The organism is Metasolibacillus meyeri (assembly GCF_003049505.1).
In the GTDB taxonomy this organism is placed as follows: Bacteria; Bacillota; Bacilli; order Bacillales_A; family Planococcaceae; genus Metasolibacillus; species Metasolibacillus meyeri.
Genome location: NZ_PYWN01000023.1, coordinates 42,246 through 66,616, shown reverse-complemented (window position 1 = coordinate 66,616; position 24,371 = coordinate 42,246). Strand labels below are relative to the sequence as shown.

19 protein-coding genes are annotated in these 24,371 nt (G+C 38.0%); 5 read left to right on the top strand and 14 right to left on the bottom strand.

What is annotated here, in order from left to right; all coding sequences use genetic code 11:
* Positions 1–179: 179 nt before the first annotated feature.
* Entirely contained in the window at positions 180–1,103 is a 924-nt protein-coding gene (locus C9J34_RS03495) for a CAP domain-containing protein (protein WP_107838473.1), read from the top strand.
* Positions 1,104–1,173: 70 nt separating this feature from the next.
* Here C9J34_RS03495 and C9J34_RS03490 read toward each other — a convergent pair whose 3' ends face one another.
* The gene (locus C9J34_RS03490) at positions 1,174–2,772 is read right to left on the bottom strand and encodes a gamma-glutamyltransferase family protein (protein ID WP_107838472.1); all 1,599 of its coding nucleotides are present in this window, start codon (positions 2,770–2,772) and stop codon (positions 1,174–1,176) included.
* A gap of 639 nt (positions 2,773–3,411) precedes the next feature.
* On the opposite strand from C9J34_RS03490, the gene C9J34_RS03485 reads away from it, so the two are divergent.
* Positions 3,412–3,990, top strand: a complete 579-nt coding sequence (locus C9J34_RS03485) for a hypothetical protein (protein ID WP_107838471.1) — start codon at positions 3,412–3,414, stop codon at positions 3,988–3,990.
* Here the strand turns inward: C9J34_RS03485 and C9J34_RS03480 are convergent.
* Both C9J34_RS03480 and C9J34_RS03475 read right to left on the bottom strand, forming a co-directional pair.
* Positions 3,976–5,385, bottom strand: a complete 1,410-nt coding sequence (locus C9J34_RS03480) for a hypothetical protein (protein ID WP_107838470.1) — start codon at positions 5,383–5,385, stop codon at positions 3,976–3,978. The genes C9J34_RS03485 and C9J34_RS03480 overlap by 15 nt on opposite strands.
* Positions 5,386–5,539: 154 nt before the next feature.
* Positions 5,540–6,877, bottom strand: coding sequence for an acetamidase/formamidase family protein (locus C9J34_RS03475; RefSeq protein WP_107838469.1), 1,338 nt, complete (start codon positions 6,875–6,877; stop codon positions 5,540–5,542).
* A gap of 343 nt (positions 6,878–7,220) precedes the next feature.
* Between C9J34_RS03475 and C9J34_RS03470 the strand changes: the two genes are divergently transcribed.
* From C9J34_RS03470 to C9J34_RS03460, 3 genes are read left to right on the top strand one after another with little or no spacing between them, the layout of a single operon-like run.
* Positions 7,221–9,221, top strand: coding sequence for a S8 family peptidase (locus C9J34_RS03470; RefSeq protein ID WP_107838468.1), 2,001 nt, complete (start codon positions 7,221–7,223; stop codon positions 9,219–9,221).
* Between the two features lie 33 nt (positions 9,222–9,254).
* Positions 9,255–9,956 carry a response regulator transcription factor gene (locus C9J34_RS03465; RefSeq protein WP_107838467.1) on the top strand — a complete coding sequence of 234 codons (702 nt, stop codon included), beginning with the start codon at positions 9,255–9,257 and terminating at the stop codon, positions 9,954–9,956.
* Positions 9,957–9,967: 11 nt separating this feature from the next.
* A complete protein-coding gene (locus C9J34_RS03460) occupies positions 9,968–11,341 on the top strand; it encodes a sensor histidine kinase (protein WP_107838466.1) in 1,374 nt (457 codons plus the stop codon).
* A gap of 92 nt (positions 11,342–11,433) precedes the next feature.
* Here C9J34_RS03460 and C9J34_RS03455 read toward each other — a convergent pair whose 3' ends face one another.
* The 11 genes from C9J34_RS03455 to C9J34_RS03405 all read right to left on the bottom strand — a co-directional run bounded on the left by C9J34_RS03455 (position 11,434) and on the right by C9J34_RS03405 (position 24,309).
* Complete coding sequence (locus C9J34_RS03455; protein WP_107838465.1) at positions 11,434–11,802, bottom strand: YxeA family protein; 369 nt, start codon at positions 11,800–11,802, stop codon at positions 11,434–11,436.
* A complete protein-coding gene (locus C9J34_RS03450; RefSeq protein ID WP_107838464.1) occupies positions 11,799–13,655 on the bottom strand; it encodes an ABC transporter permease in 1,857 nt (618 codons plus the stop codon). Before C9J34_RS03450 ends, C9J34_RS03455 begins: the two co-directional genes overlap by 4 nt.
* Entirely contained in the window at positions 13,642–14,409 is a 768-nt protein-coding gene (locus tag C9J34_RS03445; protein WP_107838463.1) for an ABC transporter ATP-binding protein, read from the bottom strand. Before C9J34_RS03445 ends, C9J34_RS03450 begins: the two co-directional genes overlap by 14 nt.
* Positions 14,410–14,981: 572 nt before the next feature.
* Positions 14,982–16,553: a methyl-accepting chemotaxis protein gene (locus C9J34_RS03440; protein ID WP_238600550.1), complete on the bottom strand. Its 1,572-nt coding sequence runs from the start codon at positions 16,551–16,553 to the stop codon at positions 14,982–14,984.
* A gap of 92 nt (positions 16,554–16,645) precedes the next feature.
* Entirely contained in the window at positions 16,646–17,623 is a 978-nt protein-coding gene (locus C9J34_RS03435; RefSeq protein WP_107838461.1) for a BMP family lipoprotein, read from the bottom strand.
* Between the two features lie 486 nt (positions 17,624–18,109).
* On the bottom strand, positions 18,110–18,754 hold the full coding sequence (locus C9J34_RS03430; protein WP_107838460.1) for an L-fuculose-phosphate aldolase: 645 nt from the start codon (positions 18,752–18,754) through the stop codon (positions 18,110–18,112).
* Positions 18,755–18,766: 12 nt separating this feature from the next.
* The gene (locus C9J34_RS03425) at positions 18,767–19,558 is read right to left on the bottom strand and encodes a DeoR/GlpR family DNA-binding transcription regulator (RefSeq protein ID WP_107838459.1); all 792 of its coding nucleotides are present in this window, start codon (positions 19,556–19,558) and stop codon (positions 18,767–18,769) included.
* Between the two features lie 26 nt (positions 19,559–19,584).
* Complete coding sequence (gene mtnA, locus C9J34_RS03420; RefSeq protein WP_107838458.1) at positions 19,585–20,619, bottom strand: S-methyl-5-thioribose-1-phosphate isomerase; 1,035 nt, start codon at positions 20,617–20,619, stop codon at positions 19,585–19,587.
* Positions 20,619–21,812 (bottom strand): S-methyl-5-thioribose kinase, encoded by a 1,194-nt coding sequence (gene mtnK / locus C9J34_RS03415; RefSeq protein WP_107838457.1) that lies wholly within the window; start codon positions 21,810–21,812, stop codon positions 20,619–20,621. Before mtnK ends, mtnA begins: the two co-directional genes overlap by 1 nt.
* Before the next feature lie 12 nt (positions 21,813–21,824).
* Complete coding sequence (locus C9J34_RS03410) at positions 21,825–22,799, bottom strand: ABC transporter permease (protein ID WP_238600549.1); 975 nt, start codon at positions 22,797–22,799, stop codon at positions 21,825–21,827.
* On the bottom strand, positions 22,786–24,309 hold the full coding sequence (locus C9J34_RS03405; RefSeq protein ID WP_107838455.1) for a sugar ABC transporter ATP-binding protein: 1,524 nt from the start codon (positions 24,307–24,309) through the stop codon (positions 22,786–22,788). The genes C9J34_RS03410 and C9J34_RS03405 overlap by 14 nt, the downstream gene beginning before the upstream one ends.
* Positions 24,310–24,371 lie beyond the last annotated feature (62 nt).

The following is a 24,371-nucleotide window of genomic DNA, read 5'->3' as shown; positions in this document are numbered from 1 at the left end:
GTGGGAAAACTTTTCATAGTAATATTGTTATTAAATAATGTGCTTATTCTATTATGTAAATGTATTGATTTATCTTCCATTTTTTCAAGTCCCCAATTTCTATACATTTTTAAACTAGCATTTGTAAAATACACTTTCATTTTAATCAGCATATTTTTAAAGAAAGGGGTTATTATACTATGTTTAAAAAATGGTTAGCCGCAATCGTCGTTGCTTGCTCCATCTTCACTATATCGTCTGCCCTTACTCATGTAGATGCAAATACAACTACTCCACAGGCTGCTAAAGTAAAGTCAGCTACTGTTCAGCAAAAGATTTACAAAAAATTCCATTCTGAATACGATATGATGTGGGAAATGGAGAAAAAGGATTATAAAGATTTTTATTTAGTTGGTCGTAAAAACAATGAAGTTGTCGGTGGGTATGACACACGTAAAGGCCAATCTTTATTCGGAATTAAAATTGGTGATGCTAGTAGCATTGTAACCAAAAAGTACGGTAAACCTGTTGAAAGCATTATTAAAGGCAATACAGCCTACAAACAAAATTATGTCGATGGTAATGGTAAAACAACATCGGGCACATATTTAATTGAGGGCAACTATGTAACGTTTTTCTATGATATTCATGCAAAAAATACTGTGCGTTCTATTTTATGGGTGACAGAAAAAACAGAGTTATCAAAACAAGGATTCTTTAGTTTATCTTCAAATGATTTACGCAACAGCTTCGAGGAATTATCGTTCCATTTAATGAATCAAGCGCGTGTTGCCAACGGTGTTGCAGCTTTAGTGTATGAATCACAATATAACTTTATCGGTCGTCAGCATAGCCGAGATATGATTTACTACAATTACTTTGATCATCAAAGTAAAGATGGCAAGCAACCGTGGGATCGTATGAAAGCTGGTGGTATCAAATTTACAACAACTGGCGAAAACTTAGCTTACGGTCAATATAGCGCAATTCATGCACATGAAGCATTAATGAATTCATTAGGTCACCGCGAAAACATTTTACAAGGGAAATTTGCACATTCATTCATCGGTGTACAATTCTCTAATAAAAACATTCCGTACTTTACGATTGGGTTTTATAAGTAAACTTCTTTAACAAAACATCAATGGCTGTATAGAAAGCAGGCAAAACGCCACTCTCTATACAGCCGTTTCTTTAATAACTCGCAATATGCCCATCTGTCCGCGATTCGGTGCCCCCGATTAACACACCCTCCTCATCACGCCAAATAATTTGCCCCCTACCAAAGCTACCAGATTCACTAATTTGAATATTATGACCTTTTCGTCTTAGCTCCTCAATTAAATATTGTGGGAAGTGGGGCTCTACTAATATTGTTTTCTCGCCTGTCCATTGCCATCTCGGCATATCAAGCGCTGCCTGTGGGTTCAAGTCGAAATCTACTGTATGCGATACAACTTGCATATGTCCCTGTGGCTGCATATAGCCGCCCATTACGCCGAATGGTCCAACTGCCTTGCCATCTTTTGTTAAAAAGCCTGGAATGATTGTATGATACGAGCGCTTGCCGCCTCTTAATGCATTTGGTGCCTGCGAGTCTAATGAAAAGTCATGTCCACGATTTTGCAGTGCAATGCCTGTGCCAGGTACAACGACACCCGAGCCAAAGCCCATATAATTACTCTGGATATACGATACCATATTGCCCTCTTCATCCGCTGTTGCTAAATAAACGGTACCACCAGAGGGGATTTTAGTTGGCTCAGGATTTGCAGCATATGCTGTAATTTCTGATGCCTTTAATTTTGCATATTCCTCAGATAGTAAATAGTCAACTGTTACAGGCATATCTGATGGCTCTGTAATATATGCCTTGCCATCGGTAAATGCCGCTTTCATCGCTTCTATTTGCGCGTGAAGTGTGTCCACATCCTGCCATTTAGGTTGCTCCAGTTGTTGATAAATATTGAGCGCCATTGTCGCCACAATACCATGGCCATTTGGCGGTATTTCCCATACATCATAGCCTCTATAATTGACAGAAACAGGCCGCACCCATTCCGGCTCATAGCTCGCTAAATCCTCCTTTGTTAAAAAGCCATTATGCTCCTTCATAAAGGTATCGATTTTTTCAGCTAATTCACCTTCATAAAAGCTGCGTGCCTCTGTTTCACCAATCGAACGTAACGTATCCGCATGCCCTTGTGATGACCAAATTTCACCGACTTTCGGTGCTCTTCCTTTTGGTGCAAACGTTGCAAACCATGCCTCAAACTCAGCCGATGTGCAAGATTCTGTAAATTTCGTATAAGCTCTCTCCCAATAGCTTCCTAAAATCGGCGATAACGGGAAGCCTTTTTCTGCATATTCGATAGCAGGTGTTAATGTTTCAAGTAAGGATAGCTTACCAAATTTTTTCGATAGCGCTGCCCAAGATGCTGGTACTCCCGGAACCGTGATAGGTAGCAATCCATAAACAGGCATTTTTTCAAAACCGCGCGCGCGAACGGCATCAATCGAAATAGTCTTCGGAGCCGGTCCAGAGCCATTTAAGCCATGCATTTCTCCATTCATCCAAACGATTGCAAAAGCATCGCCACCAATGCCATTTGATGTTGGCTCAACAACGGTTAACACTGCTGCCGTTGCAATCGCTGCATCTACTGCATTCCCACCCTTTTTTAAAATGTCTAAGCCTGCCTGTGCAGCAAGCGGCTGTGATGTCGCAACCATCCCTTTACGTGCAAAATGCGTATAACGTTGTGAATGAAACGGCTGTTTTAAAAAATCCATATTTCCCACCTCAAATTGTTATGTATTTATTCAGTAAATTGTATCATAGAATCTATCTTGATTCAGTGATGCCCTCTCGATGCCACTCCCTCAGCCTCAAGACCTAGAGAAAGATACAGTTACAGGTCGTTATCCAAAATTCTAAATCCCTTTAATATAAAGGTATCAGCAAAAGAAGCATTTCTGTTAGAAAGATTTTTTGAAGACTTGAAATACAAGAAGTCTTACAGTATGATGCTTAAATATATCAATTACGCCTCAGCGTAATTGCGTCCAGATTTTTTCGAACTTGCTCGTAGTAAAAGTTAACCTAAAACCGTCACCTCCTGTGACAATGGTTAACTGACCTGTACTCTCCAAAATCTGTGACATCTGCTGGAGGCTGAATCATGATAAAAAAATCTTAAAGTAACAGACTTACATTTTTAACGAGCAATGACACTTAAAATGTTGTAAAATATGGATATATCATTATTTATATTTTGATTATTAACATAATGATTATCTCTACAAAAAATAATCTTTCATATGGATGAATCTTTTCTCTATTTTAAACGTACTAAATATTAAGACTTTTTTCATTATTAATTATACTATTTCTTCATTTTTATCTGTTATTGTAATATTGGGGTGATTTTCATGGGTAAAGTAATTTATATTGTGTTAACAGAAACCGGGTCCATTCTTTCTCGCGCCATACAACTATATACACAAGAAAATTTCAATCATGTCTCTATTGCATTTGACCGCAATTTAACTGAGATGTATAGCTTTGGTAGAAAATTCGAAAACAATCCCTTTATCGGTGGCTTTGTTCAAGAAAATATTCACTCAAAATTGCTACGTTCTGCTAATTGCGCTATTTACGAATGCCGTGTAACGAATGAGCAATACGAATTATTACAGCAAAAAATTCAATACTTTAAACAGCATATGGACAAATTCCGTTATAATTTCATTGGGCTAATCGGTGTAGCATGTCGCATTAAACTAGAGCGCGAATGGGCGTTCTTTTGCTCGCAATTTATAGCCACTTTATTGAAAGACGCTGGCTTCAGCTTGGATGGGCTATGTCCGTATTTTATGAAGCCAACTGATTTAGGCAAGCTTCCTTATATGCACCTTTGTTATAGAGGAGAGCTAAGTCGTTATGTTTTTATTCCACGCTCCAAGCCAATGCATAATGTTCCCATTGGAGCCATATCAAAGGTCATTTGAATGAACGGTTGCGGCAACAAATGCACGAAGTTGTTTAAAATGAGCTGGCACAAATAAATATTTCCGATAGATTTCGATTAGCCGCTCAAACAACTCAAATCGCTCTGTTGCCCATAATGACTTTAAAATATGACACACATGCTTTGAAGTCATTAAAATAATTTCAGCATATGGTCCATTTTTCATTGGATAGCCTTCCTGCCACTTCGTTAAAGACTGACGAATATTTTGTAAGGAACCATCGATAATATGCGCAATCCCTCTTTGCACGCTAGCCTCCATTTTATGTAATAAGTCCTTGTCCTGTACCCCACTCATATATTGATAAATCTCTGTACATGACGCAATTTCATAATCTTTTAATAAGGCGATTACACGTTCAAAACGCTGCTTTTTCACAAGCGCTTCTATAACATAATAAAAAATAAATTCCCCACAATTATTATGATAAGCTTTCACAATCGTTTCAGGCTGTGGCGGAATAATTCTGAGCACCTCATTATATTCAACCATTAATTCAACGATATGATTATTTAAACGATCTTCTTCAATTAAAAATAGCCCCTGTGCCAAAATTTGTTCGCTATCCTTACGAAGCACTGCCTCCTCAAGTAATATATAAGCAAGTAACGTCTGCTCCTTTTCCGTTAATGCCCATCTTCCTTCAAACCACATTGCCTTAATCTTTGCAATGCGCTTTCTTAACTTGCGAAAATGCCTCGTTCCACTTGTAAAATGAATGATAACATCGCTTAAGTGCAAATTTTTTAATCCATAGGATGGCTTACTTCTTTGCGTTATGTGCTGAATAATTTGATGAATGATTGTGGCAACACGATTTTTTGACATCGTGTTTGCTAGTACTTTTTGTAAATGTAAAATAAGCAATGCTGGATTTTGTATACTGACAATATCTACTTGCATAAATACGCTGTATAGCTTTTTTCCATGGAGTAAATACCAAAAATCTTTATCTTCTCTCCAAATAGGATGGATCAACCATTTATCTGCTATTTTATGAACAGCTAGTTGTTGAATTTCCTGTGCAGGTAATGTTATGTCAAGTCCCGTTAAAAATCTCAGAAGACCTTGTATTTCAATCAATTGATGCAGCGCCATGTACTGTAATAATTGTGCATCGTAATTATGCTGCATAAGATTTTGCAGTACCTTTTTCACACCTTGCTCCACACTTGAAAACGCAGCAACATCTTCGATACAGTAGCTTTTCACTAAAGCTAATGCCTGCGCATCACTTACTAAAATCCGTTCGATTGGAAGGAGCTCACCCCAAATTCTAGACGTTTTATTCGACATTTGGGCAATAGCATGCATAAACGGCTCGCCTATTTTCCCTTTTGTCATGCTATACAATTGCTCGTCTATTTGCAGCATATGCTCCCCCCTTGTTGTCACGCTATTCTATTTCTACTATATCAAACGTCATGTACGGATGCTGTAGTTTTTTGTATTACTATTTTTTCAGCCTCAACAACTCAAGAAGCCGTCTGGAAAACGGCACATTCGCCCACTTTCCAGACAGCTCCTCTTAGTCATATTGCTGTTTCACTGATTTATATATTTTTGCTTGCTTTAACAATGTCTTCGGCACTTGGCATGTCGCTGTTACCACACCTGGCAGACGACCAATTTCAATGCCGCCAGTTAAAGTAATGCGATTTTTCACTTCTTCAGTTGAGAGATTGAGTAAAGTGGCCGCGCGTTCCACTGCGTTTTCTGTTGCTATATTTAAGTCGATGCCAGTTCCTACAACAGAAATCGGAAATGCCTCTTCTAGCTGCTTTAAACCATATTCTTCAGCTAACTCACGCGCTAAACGCTTCTCCTCTTTTGTAAATGGCTTCGCAGTATATGGTAAGTCCTCTATATTTGGCAAAATAATGGGACCATCAATCTCTATCTTTTTCAATACGCTTACTTGTAGCTGTACAATACCTGATACATCTGTTGTATGTCCCGCAATCTCACCGTCACCCTGCATCGCATGCATATCCCCGATGTAAATACCGCCCCCCTCTACTTTCACAGGGCAAATAATTGTAGCGCCTTGGCGCACACGGTTAATATCCATATGACCATCCGTTTTATGCTTCGTTAACTCCTCTGCCGTTACAATAAACTCATGTGGTGCACCAATTAAAGCAGCGCCAAAATCTCCTGCATTATGTGAATCTGGTAACGCCTTTGATGGTACTGTCCCTAGTTGACCTAGAAACGGACGCATTCTCGCTATTACCCCAACTAAATCAGATGGAGCAAGGCTAACAGCGGGATTTTGCTTTGAATTTTCAGGTATGCGCATATAATGATTCGCCTCTAATGCAATTTTTCGTGCGCCTTCCTTACCAACCGTTACACCGAGCTTTTCATTATGATGCAATGCCATCGTATAGCCATGCGTCAATGCAAATGGTGCTGTTTCTGTATCACAAATTGCACAGCGAATTGCCTGCTTTCCAATCCCCTGTACCTTCGTTTGCGGATGTAATTTACCACAACCCGGGCACTTTACTTTTACAAATGGGTCACCTATAAAACGGTCTGTTAACGCTTCATCTGTACCCGATGCGGTCGCAATAGATGTGACTTGAATCGATTTAATTTTAATAACAAGTGCATCCCCAATTTCAGCGCCCTCTATGTATACTGGTTTTGTTACTTCATGTCCGCCTCGTATTTCAGGTGTTAGCATTGGCCCCCAGCAACCTGGTGCTGTATTGGCAATAATCGTACCGCCGTCTCGCAACGGGCCAAGCATCGGTTGATTTGGATCTAATACACCATTTGTAAATTCGTTCACGAAAAGTGTTTCTACTGCCTTAATCGTTTCGGTTTGCTCTTGTTCGATTGATTGTTCATTCGTCATGAAAGCCACCATCCTTTTTATTTTGATTCAATAGAAAACTCCTACCTCAACAGGTTGCAAAATAGCTCCTTTATCTACATTTAATTTGGCTGTTGTCACAGTTTTTTCAAACTCTCTTGAAAAAGTTTGGACAAGAGTTAGCCGAAGCATAATTACTATACACTACTAGTTTAACGAGTGGAAAATTATAGTACAAGCATTTATGCATATTTCGTCAAATATTCTGTAAATTTGACGAATCAATGACGCCTTAGCATAATTGATAATAAAGTGAACCTACCAATCGTTTTTTTGTAGGCTGTTAATACGAGATTAAAATAAAGGAAATTAGAGGAGTGGAAATATGAGAAAAATACTACTTACAGGAATGCTATTGCTAGCTTTAATAATTTGGAATCCATTATCTTCAGTCGAAGCTTCTTTAGTAGATACAGAAAAAAGAATAATCGTTAAATATCATTCAGATACTAGTAAAATTATTATTAGTCAATATGCAGAAGCTATAATAGAAGAATATGAGCATTTGCCGATGATGGCGATTAAAATATCAGATGAGCGATTACAAGCTTTAAGAAATGAAGGTCATATTGAATTTTACGAAGAAAACCAATCCTTTACCATCCAACATCAATTTCAAGTAGCGAATGTATCTTCTCCTGAGTTGGAGCGTTGGAATATAACAGCGATGAATGTACATAATGGCTGGAATCATGGGTATAGGGGAAACGGTGTGAAAATTGCTATTATTGATTCAGGGGTAGCAAATCATTCAGACCTAACAATTGCGGGAGGTATATCCTTTGTCGGAAATAGCTATGATGATGACCATGGACATGGCACACATGTTGCAGGAATTATTGCAGGAAAACATAATGGTAGCGGCGTAGCAGGAATTGCGCCAAATGCAGCAGTTTATGCTGTAAAAGCGATTAAAGGGAATGGCATGGGAGATGTTGAGACTGTACTGCAGGCAATTGATTGGGCCATCGATAATCAAATGGACATTATTAATTTAAGCTTCGGTGATTTAGAGTATGCGCAATCTTTACATGAAGGGATTAAAAAGGCGGCAGAACATGGCATAATAATCGTAGCGGCAAGTGGCAATGAAGGAAATGACGCTGGTACAGGTAATACAATTAATTATCCTGCACGTCATGAAGAAGTCATCTCTGTTGTAGCGATTAATCGTCATTTCAAGCGTTCATCATTTAGTGGGACAGGTAATACGAATGATTTTGCAGCACCTGGTGAAGAGATTTATAGCACGTATTTAAATGGTCAATATGCAACGTACAATGGTACTTCTATGGCCGCACCTCATATTACAGGCTTGCTCGCACTACTGATGGAGCAATACCCTTATGCAACAGCGACGGAATTGCGTGAAGGCTTGCGTTACATTGCAGAAGATTTAGGAGATGCAGGATTTGACGCCCTGTATGGATATGGACTTCCTAAATTTCAACTCCCAAATCGCCAGGTTGTTGATGACCTGTTAAATAGCAAGTTATCTACAGAAATACTAAGCGAAAAAATCACTACAATGCCAAATACAATTGAAAAATTAGCAGTAAAAAACGAATGGCATAAAACACAGCAAACGCTCATTAAAGAAATCAATCAATTATTATTAGACTTTGCAAAAAATCCTACAGAACAGCGCATTATTCAATTGACAGAGCAATTAGCAAAGATTGCTTCAGCCGATGTAAAAGCTCAGAAGCAAAAGGACATCAATGCAATTATCGCAACATTGTTAGAGCCAGCTATAAATGCCGTCACTATATTTAGCAAAAACAAAACTGTTTATAATTATAGAAAAGCAGAGGCAGAGTTGAAAAAGCTACCAACATTAGAAGCAAAGCAAGAGCTTGAAGTCGTATTAAATGAAGCATTGTACCAGTTTGCACAAAGAGCCATCCAAAGTTTGGTACAATATGAACAAAAACCAACAAAAGATCATTATCAGTACGCTCAATTTGCGATTACAAACTTACCTGATTCTTCAATTAAAACCGAGTTACTAGAAAAATTCGATAAGCTTATACAAACTACAGTAAAGCAAGCTACAGCAAACATTGTGACCTATGAAAAAGCTCAAACGTTGAAAAACTACAATCATGCAGCGCAAGCAATTCAAGCCGTATTCGATGAGAAACAGCGTGAACAGCTAGAAAAAAGAATTCAAAAAACAGTCAATAATAATGTAGCAAAGGCAACAACGCGTGTCACGAATTACGAAAAGAATAAAACGCAGGCAAATCGCGAACTAGCAATGAAGCTTGTACAGGAATTACCGAATGGAAAAGATAAAGAGCAATTACTGAAAAGATTAAAGTAAAAGGTAATCGTTATTGATGAGAGAGGTGCTTGTATGGAACAGCCGTGTATTTTAATTATAGATGATGAGACGGATTTACGAAATTTACTAACAACTACTTTGCAAAAAGAGGGATTTTCAAATATTGTGAGCGCTGGCTCTGTGGCGGAGGGTTGGAAAGTATTTCAACAGCATTCACCAAATATCGCATTAGTCGACATTATGCTACCAGATGGAGAAGGCTATGATTTGTGTAAAAAAATACGCGAAGTGTCGCATATACCTATTTTATTTTTATCAGCGAAATCCGATGAAATTGATAAATTACTTGGGCTGGCAATTGGAGGAGACGATTATATTACAAAGCCATTTAGCCCAAAGGAGGTTGCCTATCGCGTCAAAGCACAGCTGCGTCGTGCTGGCTATCAAACACAGACTGACGCACCTACAACTTCTTTGACACAGTCGGGCACTTTTGCGATTAACGAGGATGAAACAGAAGTATATAAAGCTGGCACAGCACTTGATTTAACAGCAAAGGAAGTTGGCTTAATGGCTTGCTTTTTACGCAATCCGAACCGCATTTTAAGTAAAGAAACATTGTTTCAACAAGTATGGGGGGAGGATTTTTTCGGTGCGGATAATACGTTAATGGTGCATATTCGCCGTCTACGCGAAAAAATTGAGGATAACCCTTCTAGCCCTGTTTATATTACGACAGTTAAAGGCTTAGGTTATCGCTTTACGGCGAAATAAGGAGAGGCGCTATGAGATGGAAGCTAACCGGTCGCTTTTTAATGGCCATTATTTGCACGGTATTTTGTGTGATTTTAGTTAATGGGATTATTTCCATTGTACTTTATGTGTATCATATATCTAACGAGGATCGACCTACTTCCGCGACAGATTTTACCCGCTCGCTCGCACGCTATATAGCAAAAATAGATGAGGAGCCCCAGATTTCGGATGAAGGAATTGCAGCATTACAAGAGCGCAATGCTTGGCTGCAATTTTTAGATGATAATGGAAATGTAATTGGGCATGCACTTGCACCAGCAGCTGCACCACAACATTACACACCGATCGAGTTGATTCAGGCCTATAAATACCGAGATAAAAACCAGACAACTACTTTAGTGGCAGAACATAATGGCGTTACATATTTAGTCGGGATTCAAGATGCCAGTTTATCCAAAATTATTATCACTTCGAATACTAGCTCAATCACACAATTTATTGCACAGTTTGCGCTTATTATAATCATTGTCGATATTGTTATTGCAATCATTATTGGCTTTATTTTCAGCTCCTTTTTGGCGAAGCCGATTTACCGTATGATTGAGCGTATTCGCATGTTGAAAAATCGCAACTTTGCGGTTGATTCTAAACGTAGCAAAGGACTTTATCGTTCCATTTTTCACAATTTAGACGATGTAGCGGAAAGCTTAAAATTGCAGGAGGAAGAGCGACATAAGCTTGAGCAAATGCGCAATGAATGGATCAGCAATGTTTCCCATGATATGAAAACGCCACTTGCTGCGATTCAAGGCTATGCAGAGCTATTGCAAGGGGATGTTTCCACACAGGAGCAGAGCGATTATGCAGAAATTATTGAGAAAAAATCAGTTTATATGCGGGAACTGCTTGATGATTTTACATTAACGATGCGCCTGCGCCAACAGGAGATGCCTTTGCAACTGGTAGATACAAATATCGTTTCATTTGTTCGTGAGCTTGTCATCGATGTCCTAAATGACACTACATTTAGCGGAAGCGAGATTACGTTTAATAGCCAATTCGACAAGTTAACAAAAAGCATCGATACACATTTAATGAAACGAGCATTGCTCAATTTCATCTATAACGCACTTGTGCATAATGAGGGAAATGTGACACTGGACATTTCTATTGAGGAAATGAACGAAGTTACTGTGATTACTATAAGCGATAACGGTAAGGGGATCGCAGAGGCTGACTTGCCACAAGTTTTTGAGCGCTATTATCGCGGGACAAATACCAGAAATATTAAAGGAACAGGTCTCGGAATGGCCATTGCTCGCGATGTCATTCAAGCGCATGGTGGTGAGGTAGAATTAGTGAGCGAGATTGGTGTTGGTACAACTATCATTGTTCGACTATAAAAGAAGGCGCAAGAAATCTTGGGTGATTTCTTGCGCTTTTCATATTTGCAGGTGAAGCCGACAATAAATCGGGTGGATTTACCTGCTAACCATTACTTTTGAACGCCCAATTGCTCTTTCACTTTCTCAGGCAACTCATCAGAGGACACTTCATCATACGACGTCACTTCATTGCCGTTTTTCACATAAAGTTTCAAATATGCATCATGACGCAAGTTTTTACTCGCTGAAAACTCCACATCAATTGCCTCGCCATTTTCCTTATAAGCAGGCTGTTTGTACCAATACGATGCTATTACTTCGCCATTTGATGTTGTGAACTTCTCCACTTCCCCATCCGCTGTAATTTGTACATATACGGAATCTTTTCCTAAACGATTAAAATCAACTGTTGCAACAATAACAAGTGCTGCAATTACTAGCACGACTAGCGATGTCAACCCAATAAATACTTTCTTCATTTTGTATGCCTCCATTGTAAATTGTGTGAGAATTGTTTGAGTGCCAGGCACCCAATGATTGCGTAAACCCCTACATAAACCCCCATCCATATGATGACAGGTACTGTAATATTTGCGCCAATCAAGCCAGAAAATGCGCTTAGTGCGAAGGCGCTATGCATAATGCCCATGACTAACGGTGCTGCAAAAATAAAGCCGATTTGCAGGCGAACTGTTTTTTTCATTTCCTTTTGACCTACACCGATTTTATGCAAAATCTCATATTTCCCTCGATCTTCCTCAGCTTCCGTCATAATTTTGAAGTAAATAATACTGCCTGTTGCGACTAAAAATACTAAGCCTAAAAAGCTACCGACAAATAATAATGAGCCTAGGCCTTCAATAGATGATTTATAGCTTGCTGGGAAGCTTGATAAATGCGTATCCCCTAGCTCTTGCTGTAATCTGTCAGAAACCGCTACTTGCTTTTTATCATTGTCCATGCCTACTAATTGATAGACACTTGCTTCAGCTTCTAATGCTTGATAATCTGCTTCAGAAACAATGATGACTTGTCCTACAATATCTGCATTAAAAATACTTTCCGCTTGAAAATCTTTTACGTTTAACACTGTATTGCTAATACTCAATTGTTGCCCTGTATAGTCTAATGAAAAGCGTTCATCATAATATGGGTCTAGCATGATTGCTTCACTATTTTGTACTGTTAATTGTTCACGCTTTTGTAGCTCTGCAAGCTTGTTGTACGTATCGTTATCAATAAATGTATAGCTGTAAATGCGTCCATCGATGTCTAGCTCCGCCTGTTTTACATGAATTGCTTCATTGTATAAAACATCTTGTGATGGAATAGTAGCTGGCTCGCCCTTCCACATGAACGTGTTTGGCAAATAATGATGTGTTTGCGCACCAGCATTGTAATACAGCCCATACACTGCACCACCCGCTGTGATTGTCGTTGCACTTAAGACGGCGATTGTCGTCAATGTTTTCGCATTGCCACGAATGCGGTATAAAATTTGTGAAACGCTTAATAAATTTAACCCTCGCCATGCCCAGCGCTCGTTATTTTTTAGCTTTGTTAACACAAATACTAATACACTGTGGAATAATAAATACGTTCCAGTAACCGTTGCGATAATAATGACAATCGGTGTTGATATACCGAGCATAGCCCACATTTTCGATGTCATTAAATCTTGTAATGCCAACCAGTAGCCGAATATTAGTAAAGCAATCCCTGCAATTGTTGCCAACCATTTCGCTCGTGGTAAGTTTTCCCCTTTTTTATCCGCATGGAATAATTCGATTAGCTTAAATTGATAAATAACACGGTAGCCTTGTAATGATGTAAATAAAAATACAATCATAAACACAATCGTCGTATTCATCACGGCTTCACCTGATAACGTGAAGCTTGCTACTGCATCGAGCCCCATTAAGCGTACTAATATTGTCAGTAAGCCCTTTGATAATAGGAAGCCAAGCACAATACCCATAGCTAACGATAAAATGCCGAGCACAATATTTTCAAAAAATAAGAGGAAGCCTATTTGCTTTTTACGCACACCTAACAGTGAATATAAGCCTACTTCCTTTTTGCGCTTTTTAATAAAAAACGAATTCGCATAAACAATAAATAGTGCAACAAAAATCAATAGTACGACAGATGATGCACTCATAATACCTTGTACCTTCATCGATGAATCTGCTAACGCGCTAATATCATCGCTATATTTCAATGTGACGAACGTAAAATAAATGACAATGCTAAATAATACCGAACCGAAATATAGCGCATAACTCTTCATATTGCGGCGCATATTTTTCAATGCTAAATCAAACAATGTCATTTACGTCACCGCCTATCACCGTAAGCTCCTGTAAAATTGTTTGGAAAAATTGCTTCCGTGTCTGTTCACCACGGAAAATTTCCTTTGATAGCTGCCCATCTTGAATGAATAAAATACGCTGACAGAAGCTTGCTGCATAGGCATCATGCGTTACCATTAAAATCGTTGATTGTTGCTTTGCATTCAAATCGCTCAAGCTTTCTAGTAAATCTGTTGCCGATTTCGAATCTAACGCCCCTGTTGGCTCATCCGCAAACAATAGTTTTGGCTCTGTCACAAGCGCTCGCGATGAAGCCGTACGCTGCTTTTGTCCACCTGAAATTTGGTATGGATATTTATCAAGCAAGTCTTCAATACCAAAAAGCATAGCAATCTTTTTAACACGCTCGTTAATTTCTGTTGCTGGTCTTTTGGCAATCGCTAATGGCAACACAATATTTTCACGTACCGTTAATGAATCGAGCAAATTATAATCTTGGAAAATGAACCCTAGATGATCTCGCCTAAAATCTGCGAGCTGCTCATCTTTCATCTTCGCAATATTTGTATCATCAATAATAATTGAACCCGTTGTAGCGCTATCAATCGTTGCAATCACATTTAGCAGCGTCGATTTTCCCGCACCAGATGGTCCCATTACACCCACAAATTCGCCTTTATGCACCTCAAAGCTTACACCGTTTAATGCTTTATATAAATTGGCACCTTTACCATATGCCTTTGTTATATTTTCAACTTGTAAAACTGGTTTCATCATTCGCACCTCCGTTTTGATACCTTTACTTTAACGCGTGTGCCTTACATGAAAATTGTGCAAAGCTTACAGCAACCTTAATTTTGTAACAATGCTACAAAAACGTTACATTTCATTTAAGGTTTGATGAAAAACCGCTATTTTGCATAAAAATGCGCTATGCTAGAACTGTTCCAATCATCCGCATTGTATTTACATTCCGCAAAATAGCACGCCTCGCTATTTATAAATACAATTGCAATCAACCATTTGGACATTGAAAAACACCTCTCATTAGATAGAAACAGAAAAACGAAAAAAGGATTGCCGTGCGCACGGCAATCCTTTTTTCGTTAAATTAATCCATTACACCTCAGCGACTTTCCCGAGCTTGCTCCAACTTAAAAGCGTCATGACACGCACCCACGGTCAACTGACCTGCATCGTGCAGGCCTCCGCCATAGGCTTAACTTGAATCGGTAATGTTTTTTATTGCGAAAGCATAGCGGCAGATATTTGGGACTCCACCTGATTTAATTACTTTTGCATTCCTCCCACCACTTCTATAAGTGGTGGACCTCTGCTGGGTCAAATTAAAAAGTAAATTTAGATACCCTTGCTTGCAATTCTTCTGCAAGATTCGCTAAGGAATTGGCTGCGCTCGCTATTTCCTCCATTGAGGCAAGTTGCTCTTCTGAAGTTGCTGCAACAGAATTGGAGTTATCAGACGTCGCTTTTGATAAGTTCAACATCTCATTTGCATGTGTAGATACTTGTGTTACTTCATTTTCAATATTAGTTGAAACTGTTGTAATATTACTTACTTCAGTATTTACTTGTTCCACTGCTGCAAGTATTTCTTCAAATGTAGTTTGCGTATCAGAGGCAATGACTAAACCTGTATCTACGCGTTCTTTTACATCATTAATAGAGTGTACTGTCTCTTCTGTATCAATTTCGATTTGAGTAGCGACTTCCGTAATATCCGAAACTAAATTTCTTGTTTGCTCTGCTAATTTTCGTACCTCATCCGCTACAACTGCGAAGCCTTTTCCTGCTTCTCCAGCTCTCGCAGCTTCAATCGCTGCATTTAGTGCAAGTAAATTTGTTTGATCTGCTACTGCTGTAATTTGATGTAGAACTTGTACTATTTCTTTTGTTTGATTGTTTAATTTAATCAAAGCCGTATCTGTTTCTCTCACCGACTCATTAATTCTTTGCATTTGCGATACGGTTTCTTGCACATAATTTGACCCTTGTCTAGTTTTGTCACTTGTAGAAATGGAAAGCTTTTGTGCTAGACTAGCATTTTTCGTTATTTCATTTACAGCAAGTATACTTCTTTGGGTTGAGTTAGCAGATTCCTCCGACATAATCGCCTGTTTTTCAGCACCATTTGATACATGTTGCATCGATTCTGTTATTACTTCTGCACCCTTCATCGTCATGTCAGCACTTGCCATTAATTGCTCTGCTGAAGCGGCCACTTGACTTGAACTATCATGTACATGTGATAAAATTTCTTGTAAATTTCCTGCCATATGCTTAAAAGAATCTTGTAAAGAGCCAATTTCATCTTTTGACGAAGCTCCTTCAAGGTGAATTGCTAAGTTTCCATCGGCAATTTCCTTCGCATTTTCACTTACCTTACCTATTCTTTTAGAAATACGATTTGTGAGAATATATACAAAGATAATGCTTCCTACTAAAAGGATGATAACTAATAAAATCGAAATAAAGGCGATTCCATCAATATTCTTTTGTAGCTCAACTTGTTTATTTGCATATTGAGAAGACACACTTCTTTTCAACTCGATAACATCATTAATTAATCCCTTTGTCCTTAGAGATTGCCTTTTTATTTCTGCCTGATCGCTTTCATTAACCGCTTGAGTCGAAATAGTTACGATTTCTTTATACTTATGCGATATATTTTCAGCGTATATTAGCTGTTGATCAGTAGTTAAAGTAGGCGTCAATTGCTCATGTATTGTTTGAATGGCATGTAAATCCTGTTCAATATCACTTTTATTACCTTCACTTATATTTAAAGCATATGCACTCAAAGATTTTTGCAAACTTTTAGATGCACTATTTAACTCTTCAACTGTCACAAGTGCATCTACAATTTCCTCTGTTGAGGATTTTAATGTGATTAATTGCATGATATTAAACCCTATAATACACGCAGAAAGCAACAGAGGAACAATGGATAAAAGTAATATTCTATATTTTAATTTCATTTACTCTCCGCCTCTTAGTCTAGTATTTTGATGGATCCGTTTGACATTTTTTCTGTCAACTGATCTAAATTTTTTTGTTCAGCATCTGATAGTCTAATCACCCGAATAGGTGCGATTGTTACACCTTTTTCTTTAAAGCCAAGCACCTTATTTTTTTCGGAAATTTCCCCTGTTTCAACCAGCTCTTTTACCGTATCATAAATAGCTACATCCACCTGCTTTACCATAGACGATACAACTGATTTCTCCGCTAAATAAAATTGATCACTGTCAATTCCGAATGAATAAGTGCCAGCACGTTGGGATTCTAGTAATACCCCTACTCCTGTAAAACCAGCAGCAGGATAAATATAATCGACACCAGCGGCTATCATCTCTTTAGCAATTCTTTCACCAAGCTTATCATCGCCAAAGGTACCTGCATATTTGGATATTATTTGTGCATCAGGGTTACTAGCCTTTACACCTTTCATAAATCCTTGTTCAAATTTATGTATAATGGGTACATCTTCTCCTCCAATAAAGCCAATAATATTACTTTGTGTTTTCAGCCCTGCTATTACACCGATTAAAAAAGAGCCTTCTTCTTCTTTAAATGTAATGTTATATATGTTTGGGAGATCGGATTGTGAATCAATTATTAAAAATGATGTATCTGGGTATTTTTCAGCCATCGCTTCCATAGCACCTTTAATAGCAAATCCAAGCCCAATAATCAAATCATTTCCTTGTTCGATTAATTCTTCAAAACCTTGTTCATAGGTCCCTGTATCTTGCAGTTCGCGATAATCAAATGAAACTCCTAATTCATCACGCGCTTTTTCAAGACCTAAAAAACCTAAATCCGAAAACGATTGATCCCCTAAGCCCGCATCTGATAACATAATGCCAATCTTCATTCGGTCAATTTCTGTGTTTTCATCTGCACTTGAACAAGCTGAAAGTACAAACATATATAAAATACAGGTACATACAACCATATATCGTTTCATTATAAAATCACTCCTAATTATTTATATTTTTAACTGTTAATTCCATATAAAACATTCGAAAAATCATCCTATTCTACAATACAAATTAAAGTGATTGAGATAGGTTATTTACTTGCTTTTATACCAATATATCACCAAAAGTGATATAAAAAAAAGTGCATATTACCCATACTTCCATATATTTTGAGGTTCAAAGTAATTATACTGCATTTAATAAGAAAAAAGTGAGCAGTACAAACTCTTAATATAAAATTTATTGTTTTCCAAATGACATACGACATTCTTTTTGTTAGTGAAACGCAACGTTCTAGCATATCTTTTATCCAATAAATAGAAAATAACTTTTATAGCATACAATTGTGAAGTACTTATCGTAGATAACAAAAGTGATTAAGAAGACACTGACAAAAACGAAAAAGGATTGCCATGTGCACGGCAATCCTTTTTCTATTAAATTGTATGAGAATTGTTTGTGTGCCTGGCACTCTAACTAGGTTTCCCATATGATTTAAAGCGTTCTAGCATATAATCCATTTCGGCATCATCTAAAATAACTGGATTACCTACCCCTCTAGCTCGAATGTACACTTCAGCACATAACTCAATTTCTTCTGCGATGTTGAATGCTTCTTCAACTGTTTCTCCAGCTGCTAGTAACCCATGGTTCGCCAATAATACCGCCTTCGAATCAGTCATTGCAGCTAGGGCATTATTTGCGAGTTCCTGTGTACCAAAGCTAGCATATTGTGCACAGGCTACCTTCTTCCCTGCAACCGCAACTAGATAAGATATTGCAGGTAAATCTTCGCGTAAACAAGATAATGTTTTGGCGAAGACCGAGTGCGTATGGACTACTGACTTCATCCGAGGTTTTTGTTTATAAACCTCTGTATGCATCGCCCATTCACTCGATGGCTTATAATTGCCCTCTATTTTATTGCCATCAATATCTATGAGTACAATATCCTCAGGCTTTAGAGAATCGTACGGTACGCCGCTTGGGCTAATGGCTACACAGTTTTCAGTCGGAGCATAAATACTAATATTTCCACCAGTCCCTTTTGTCAAACCGCTTTTTAATAGTAGTTGGCAATACTGAACAACTTTTTTTCGCTCTTCAAGCAACTTCAAATGAACAACCCCTTATTCATCATTTTTTATAAGTCGGAAATCTAGATGATTTCTTTTAAATTCACTTATTACTTCCTTTTGCTCCTCCGTAAAGCTGTCATATTCATTGACAATAATCGTATTAATTTCATCTGATGGTATGACTTGAAACAATTTTTTGACACCTATTTTACTATGGTCTACTAAAGCGATAATGTGATTTGACTTGTGGATCATCGCCTGTTTCGCTTCTCCTTCATCAATCGTAGAATCCGTTAAACCTTCCTGCAATGTTAAGCCGCGAGCAGAAATAAACATTTTATCTATATTAATGGATTCCATATATTTTTTTAATGATGTCCCCATTGTGGAAATGGAATTTGGTCGCACATATCCTCCAAGTAAAATCGTGGTGATTTCACTACTAATCAAATCTAATGCAATCGTAATGTTATTTGTCACTACAGTGATATTTTTCAAATCCTTGACCAACTTCGCTACTTCAGCAGCAGATGTACTGGCATCAAAGCCAATAACATCCCCATCCTGAATGAGTTTGATAGCTTCTCGTGCCATTACTTGCTTTGATAAAAGGTTTTCGGATGCACGCAAATTCAAATTATCTTCTACAAATGATTTCTGAATGGGCTTTGCACCACCTAAGACGCGTATTAGTAGCCCCTCATTCTCCATCTTTTCTAGGTCTCTTCTTATAGTCATCTCAGAAACATTAAAGCGATTACTTAAATCTGATATTTCTACATAGTTTTTTTGATTGACCAACTTGCTAATCTCATTTCGTCGATGTTGTATTGAACTTACCATGCGTGTCACCCTATTCCTTACTAATATTATTTAAATACCGCCCTTAGCTTTTCTTCATTTGGGCTGTGAATAATTCCTTTTTCCGTTACAATCGCTGTAATTAAATGAGCTGGCGTCACATCAAAAGCAGGATTGTAAACTTTTACTTCCGGCGGTGCAATATATTGCCCTGTTGGCTTTAGCACCTCATCTTTACTGCGTTCTTCGATTGGAATGCCCATTCCTGTTGCACAATTTAAATCAATTGTAGGCGTGGGTGTCGCAACATAAAATGGGATACCATAATGTTTAGCTAAAATAGCGACCCCCAACGTGCCGATTTTATTTGCAACATCTCCATTTGCTGCAACACGATCACAGCCGACAATAACGGCTTGCACTTTATTTTGTGACATCACAGTTGCCGCCATATTGTCTGTAATTAATGTAACATCAATTCCCGCATGGTAAAGCTCAAAGGAAGTAAGCATAGCCCCTTGAAATCGAGGACGTGTTTCATCTGCAAATACCTTTAAGCTCATGCCCTTTTCTTTTGCCAAATAAAATGGGGATGTAGCTGTTCCATATTTCGTTGTCGCTAATGCACCTGCATTGCAATGTGTTAACACACCTTGACCATCCTCTAGTAAAGTTAATAAATGTTCTCCGATATTACGATTGATTTTAATATCTTCCATATGAATAACTATCGCTTCATTCAACAGCCTCTCTTGAAACTCCACTAAATCATTGCCCGCAAATAATTCGGCTACCCCACCCATGCGTTCAAGTGCCCAAAATAAATTGACCGCCGTTGGTCTGGATGTCGCTAAATAATCAAGCTGTTTTTTCAACTCATACTTCGCTTCCTCTACAGAGCCATCAAAATACTGAACCGCAATATATGCACCGTAGGCAGCCGTTACACCAATTGCTGGTGCACCACGCACAATCATGGAATGAATAGCATGCCAAACTTCTTCAACCGTTGTAATATCTATATAGCTTACCTTGTTTGGCAATGCCGTCTGATCTAAGAGGACTAATTTATTGCCTTTCCATTCTATTGTATTAAGTTCCATTATACCAACACCTCACCCTTATATTTAAGTAGCAATTGCATATATCGAGAAATGCTAGTAATTGCCTCATTTTTTATACATTCTTTCGCAATTGATAAACCTCTGCGCTCAGCTAAAATGCGTGCTTCCTTGTGATTAATTGTTGTAATATCTGCTACCTTTGCTAAGCCAATGATTCGTCGATTCATTTCCAAACCTGCAATTGCAAATGTGTCACGCAAAACAGAAGCTAAAAATTCCTCTACAACTTCTTCATACACCGTAAATTGCTCGCTAGACTCCTTTAAGATTGCTCTAGATTTGAATTCAAACTTTTCCATTGTCTCAACTAATGCTTCCTCTATCCAATGAACATACGCGGATTCATTAAACGCCAATGCTCTTAGCCATGAAAATGTTAAGTTTGCCACTAAATTTCCGACATCGTAGCCGATTGGACCGTAAAAGGCGAACTCTGGATCAATGACCTTTAGTGCTTTTTCATTAATGAATATGGAACCTGTATGTAAATCTCCATGCAACAATGCCTGACCTTGCGTTAAAAATTGCTGTTTTAACTTGGCAACCTTGATATGTAGTTCTTTATCGTTATACACAAAGTTATGAATAAATTCTTCATTTCCCTTTGTTAATATATTTTGCTTTTTAAAATCAATATACGGCTCTGTATAAACAAGGTGCTCCGTAATTTCGCAAAGCTCTGGATTGATAAATTGCTTTTGTAGCTGTTTCTTCTTGATAGGATTCATTAAAAAATCTGTTGTACGAATTAAATTTTCAGCCATAAATGTTGAAATATTGTCAGCAAAATGATCAAATGTTTTAAATGTCATCAAATCTTTTCGCATAATTTCGAAATCCCTTAAATCCTCCATCACACAGCAGCTCATCGCTTGGTCGAATAATATAATCTTCGGGACTAAATCTGGCGTATATTCAGCCTCTAGCAGCAACGCCTCTGTTTCAATACGATTTCGGTCCGTTGACAGAACAAAGCTTTCAGAGATTCTTGCTTGTGGTCCTGCTTGCTTGACAATAATGGATGCACCTGACGCATTTGTTACTCTGAAAACATAGTTTAAATTACCATCACCAATTTCCTGACATTGCACTTCCCCTGAAAAACCTTCTATTTTTGCTTGCACATATTTTTTCACATCTTCATTGTTCATTAAAAAATAATTAGAATACATCACAGTCACCCCTTATTTTTTTCTACTGTAATATGTGGATGCTAGAGCTAACGCTAGTACAAGCCCCTTAATAATATTTAATGAATAATACGGTACCGATAACATAACTAGCCCGTTTTCCAAAATCCCTACAAGTGCTGCACCAAATAAAGTACCAATCGCATTTGGTTTACCATGTCCCGCAAAAGATTGACCAATAAATGCGGCTGCAACTGCTGGCATTAAATAACCTGCTCCTGCATTAATTTGAGAAGAACCGATTTGTGACGCTAGTAATAGGCCTCCTATACCCGCTAACAACGCAGAAAAAATATATGCAATCATTTTATAGCGATTAACAGGAATTCCTGTTAATTTAGCGGCTTCTTCATTTCCTCCAACCGCATATAAAAAGCGGCCATGCTTCGTATACGTTAAAAATAGATGCACTGTAATCACGACAAATAGCATAATTAGGATAATCCATGGCGTTTTACTGAGAGTTAAGAAAAATGGCGAAATACTGCCCTCTGTTGGCGTACCATCTAAGCGAGGCATCCCGACAGAAATCGAACCGCCGCCCGTATACGTCATTGCCACCCCTTCCACAATAAACATCGTTGCGAGCGTTGCAAATAAATCAGGAATTTTTATTTTTACAATTAAAAAAGCATTAAATAAAGCAACGCCTAAAACGGCTAATAATGCGGCTAAAATGGATACACCTGTCGGCATGCTGAACCATACAAACATCGAAACTACTACGGAACTTGCTAATGTTGCCGTAGAGCCAATCGATAAATCGAAACCATTTACGGACAGTGAAATCGTTAATCCTATCGCAATAATCGTAACAATCGAAATACTTCTCAATATATTAAGGATATTAGCGGTTTGCATAAACGTTGGAATCGATATTGTAAAAATAATGATTAACAATATAACAGCAATGACAATTGCCCAATCTTTCATAAACTTCATAGATTGAAAATTTTTAACCCCTTGCATAACTATCACCCCCGGTAGCATAATACATAATCTCATCCTCGGATGTTTCGCTCGTCATAAGCTCTTTCACAATTTTGCCATCATACATCACATAGATGCGGTCTGTTATTAATAACGCCTCATTCAACTCACTTGTAGCATAAATAATCCCTTTACCTGCCGTTGCAAGCTCATCAATGAGTTTGAAAATATCTCCTTTCGCCCCAACATCAACCCCTTTTGTAGGCTCATCGAACATCAGGATTTCAGCATCTGTCATCAACCATTTACCAATCGCAATTTTCTGTTGATTCCCTCCAGATAAATTAGCTACTTTTTGATATTCATTCGGTGTTTTAGCACCGATTTTTTTAATCATTTCTTGCGCAGCATTCCGTTCCTTTTTGCGTTGAATAAATTTAGCAAAGCCTGCGAAAAATTCTAAGTTCGCCATCGATAAATTTTTATAAATAGGCTCCTCTACAAAGATGCCTTCCTTTCTCCTTTCCTCTGGAATAAGCCCAAACTTATTTTTCACTGCGTAGTATGGGGACTTATTTTTAACCTGTTCCCCAAATAACTCAATCGTTCCCGATTTTAAGTGTGACATTCCGAAAATTGCCTTGCAAAGCTCTGTTTTCCCTGCACCAACAAGCCCTGCAACTCCAACGATTTCATGTTTATCAACAGTAAATGTGACATCATTGACTAAACCTGAATCATCCACTAAATTCGTTACCTTCAATATGACATCGCCTTTATTTTTTAATTGCTTATGATGGACTAAATAGAAAGTCTTTCCAAGCATGGATTCAATAACCTTCGCTGGCGTGATATCCTCAATCCGACTCTCATTAACGATTTCTCCATCTTTCATAATTGTGATTTTTTCACAAATACTAAAAAGTTCCGGAATACGATGTGAAATAAACACAACACCTAACTCGTGATTTTTCACTAGATCACGCACAATGGAAAATAATTTATCCGTTTCAGTCTGACTTAATGGCGCAGTTGGTTCATCCAATATTAAAAACTTTCTTTCATGTATGAGCGCTCTTGCAATCAGTATCATTTGCTTCTCTGCTAACGAAATATCCTGCACCTTTTTATCAACATCCATGTTAATACCCATTCGCTTCAACACTTCTTTAGCATGTGATTTAATCGATTGCCATTTGATAATGGATTTTTTACTAAAAACCAGATGGTCAAGCATAATATTTTCCGCTACTGTTAAATACGGAATTAATGCCGTATCTACTTCTTGATAAACAATATCTATGCCCAATTCCTTCGATTTTTTTGTATCTTCAATCGTTACATACTGATTATCGATGTAAATTTCACCTGTGTAATGTGGATAAGCGCCAGATAATATTTTCATTAATGTGGATTTACCTGCCCCATTCGCCCCTATCACCGCATGAATCGTCCCTGATTGTAAAGTGAAATCAACATTGTTTAACGCCTTTACTCCAGGAAACTCGATAGATATCCCTTTCATTTCTATAATCGTTTGCTTGCTCATGAATGCCCTCCTTTCTTGTTCAAAGAAGGGGGGTGTCATTTAGCGACACCCCCTTATGCCGA

What these genes read in the sequence shown, in the direction of transcription:
- C9J34_RS03495 (WP_107838473.1), top strand. Translation starts at nt 180, where the DNA reads ATGTTTAAAAAATGGTTAGCCGCAATCGTCGTTGCTTGCTCCATCTTC.
- C9J34_RS03490 (WP_107838472.1), bottom strand. Translation starts at nt 2,772, where the DNA reads ATGGATTTTTTAAAACAGCCGTTTCATTCACAACGTTATACGCATTTT.
- C9J34_RS03485 (WP_107838471.1), top strand. Translation starts at nt 3,412, where the DNA reads ATGGGTAAAGTAATTTATATTGTGTTAACAGAAACCGGGTCCATTCTT.
- C9J34_RS03480 (WP_107838470.1), bottom strand. Translation starts at nt 5,385, where the DNA reads ATGCTGCAAATAGACGAGCAATTGTATAGCATGACAAAAGGGAAAATA.
- C9J34_RS03475 (WP_107838469.1), bottom strand. Translation starts at nt 6,877, where the DNA reads ATGACGAATGAACAATCAATCGAACAAGAGCAAACCGAAACGATTAAG.
- C9J34_RS03470 (WP_107838468.1), top strand. Translation starts at nt 7,221, where the DNA reads ATGAGAAAAATACTACTTACAGGAATGCTATTGCTAGCTTTAATAATT.
- C9J34_RS03465 (WP_107838467.1), top strand. Translation starts at nt 9,255, where the DNA reads ATGGAACAGCCGTGTATTTTAATTATAGATGATGAGACGGATTTACGA.
- C9J34_RS03460 (WP_107838466.1), top strand. Translation starts at nt 9,968, where the DNA reads ATGAGATGGAAGCTAACCGGTCGCTTTTTAATGGCCATTATTTGCACG.
- C9J34_RS03455 (WP_107838465.1), bottom strand. Translation starts at nt 11,802, where the DNA reads ATGAAGAAAGTATTTATTGGGTTGACATCGCTAGTCGTGCTAGTAATT.
- C9J34_RS03450 (WP_107838464.1), bottom strand. Translation starts at nt 13,655, where the DNA reads ATGACATTGTTTGATTTAGCATTGAAAAATATGCGCCGCAATATGAAG.
- C9J34_RS03445 (WP_107838463.1), bottom strand. Translation starts at nt 14,409, where the DNA reads ATGAAACCAGTTTTACAAGTTGAAAATATAACAAAGGCATATGGTAAA.
- C9J34_RS03440 (WP_238600550.1), bottom strand. Translation starts at nt 16,553, where the DNA reads ATGCAATTAATCACATTAAAATCCTCAACAGAGGAAATTGTAGATGCA.
- C9J34_RS03435 (WP_107838461.1), bottom strand. Translation starts at nt 17,623, where the DNA reads ATGAAACGATATATGGTTGTATGTACCTGTATTTTATATATGTTTGTA.
- C9J34_RS03425 (WP_107838459.1), bottom strand. Translation starts at nt 19,558, where the DNA reads ATGGTAAGTTCAATACAACATCGACGAAATGAGATTAGCAAGTTGGTC.
- mtnA (WP_107838458.1), bottom strand. Translation starts at nt 20,619, where the DNA reads ATGGAACTTAATACAATAGAATGGAAAGGCAATAAATTAGTCCTCTTA.
- mtnK (WP_107838457.1), bottom strand. Translation starts at nt 21,812, where the DNA reads ATGTATTCTAATTATTTTTTAATGAACAATGAAGATGTGAAAAAATAT.
- C9J34_RS03410 (WP_238600549.1), bottom strand. Translation starts at nt 22,799, where the DNA reads ATGCAAGGGGTTAAAAATTTTCAATCTATGAAGTTTATGAAAGATTGG.
- C9J34_RS03405 (WP_107838455.1), bottom strand. Translation starts at nt 24,309, where the DNA reads ATGAGCAAGCAAACGATTATAGAAATGAAAGGGATATCTATCGAGTTT.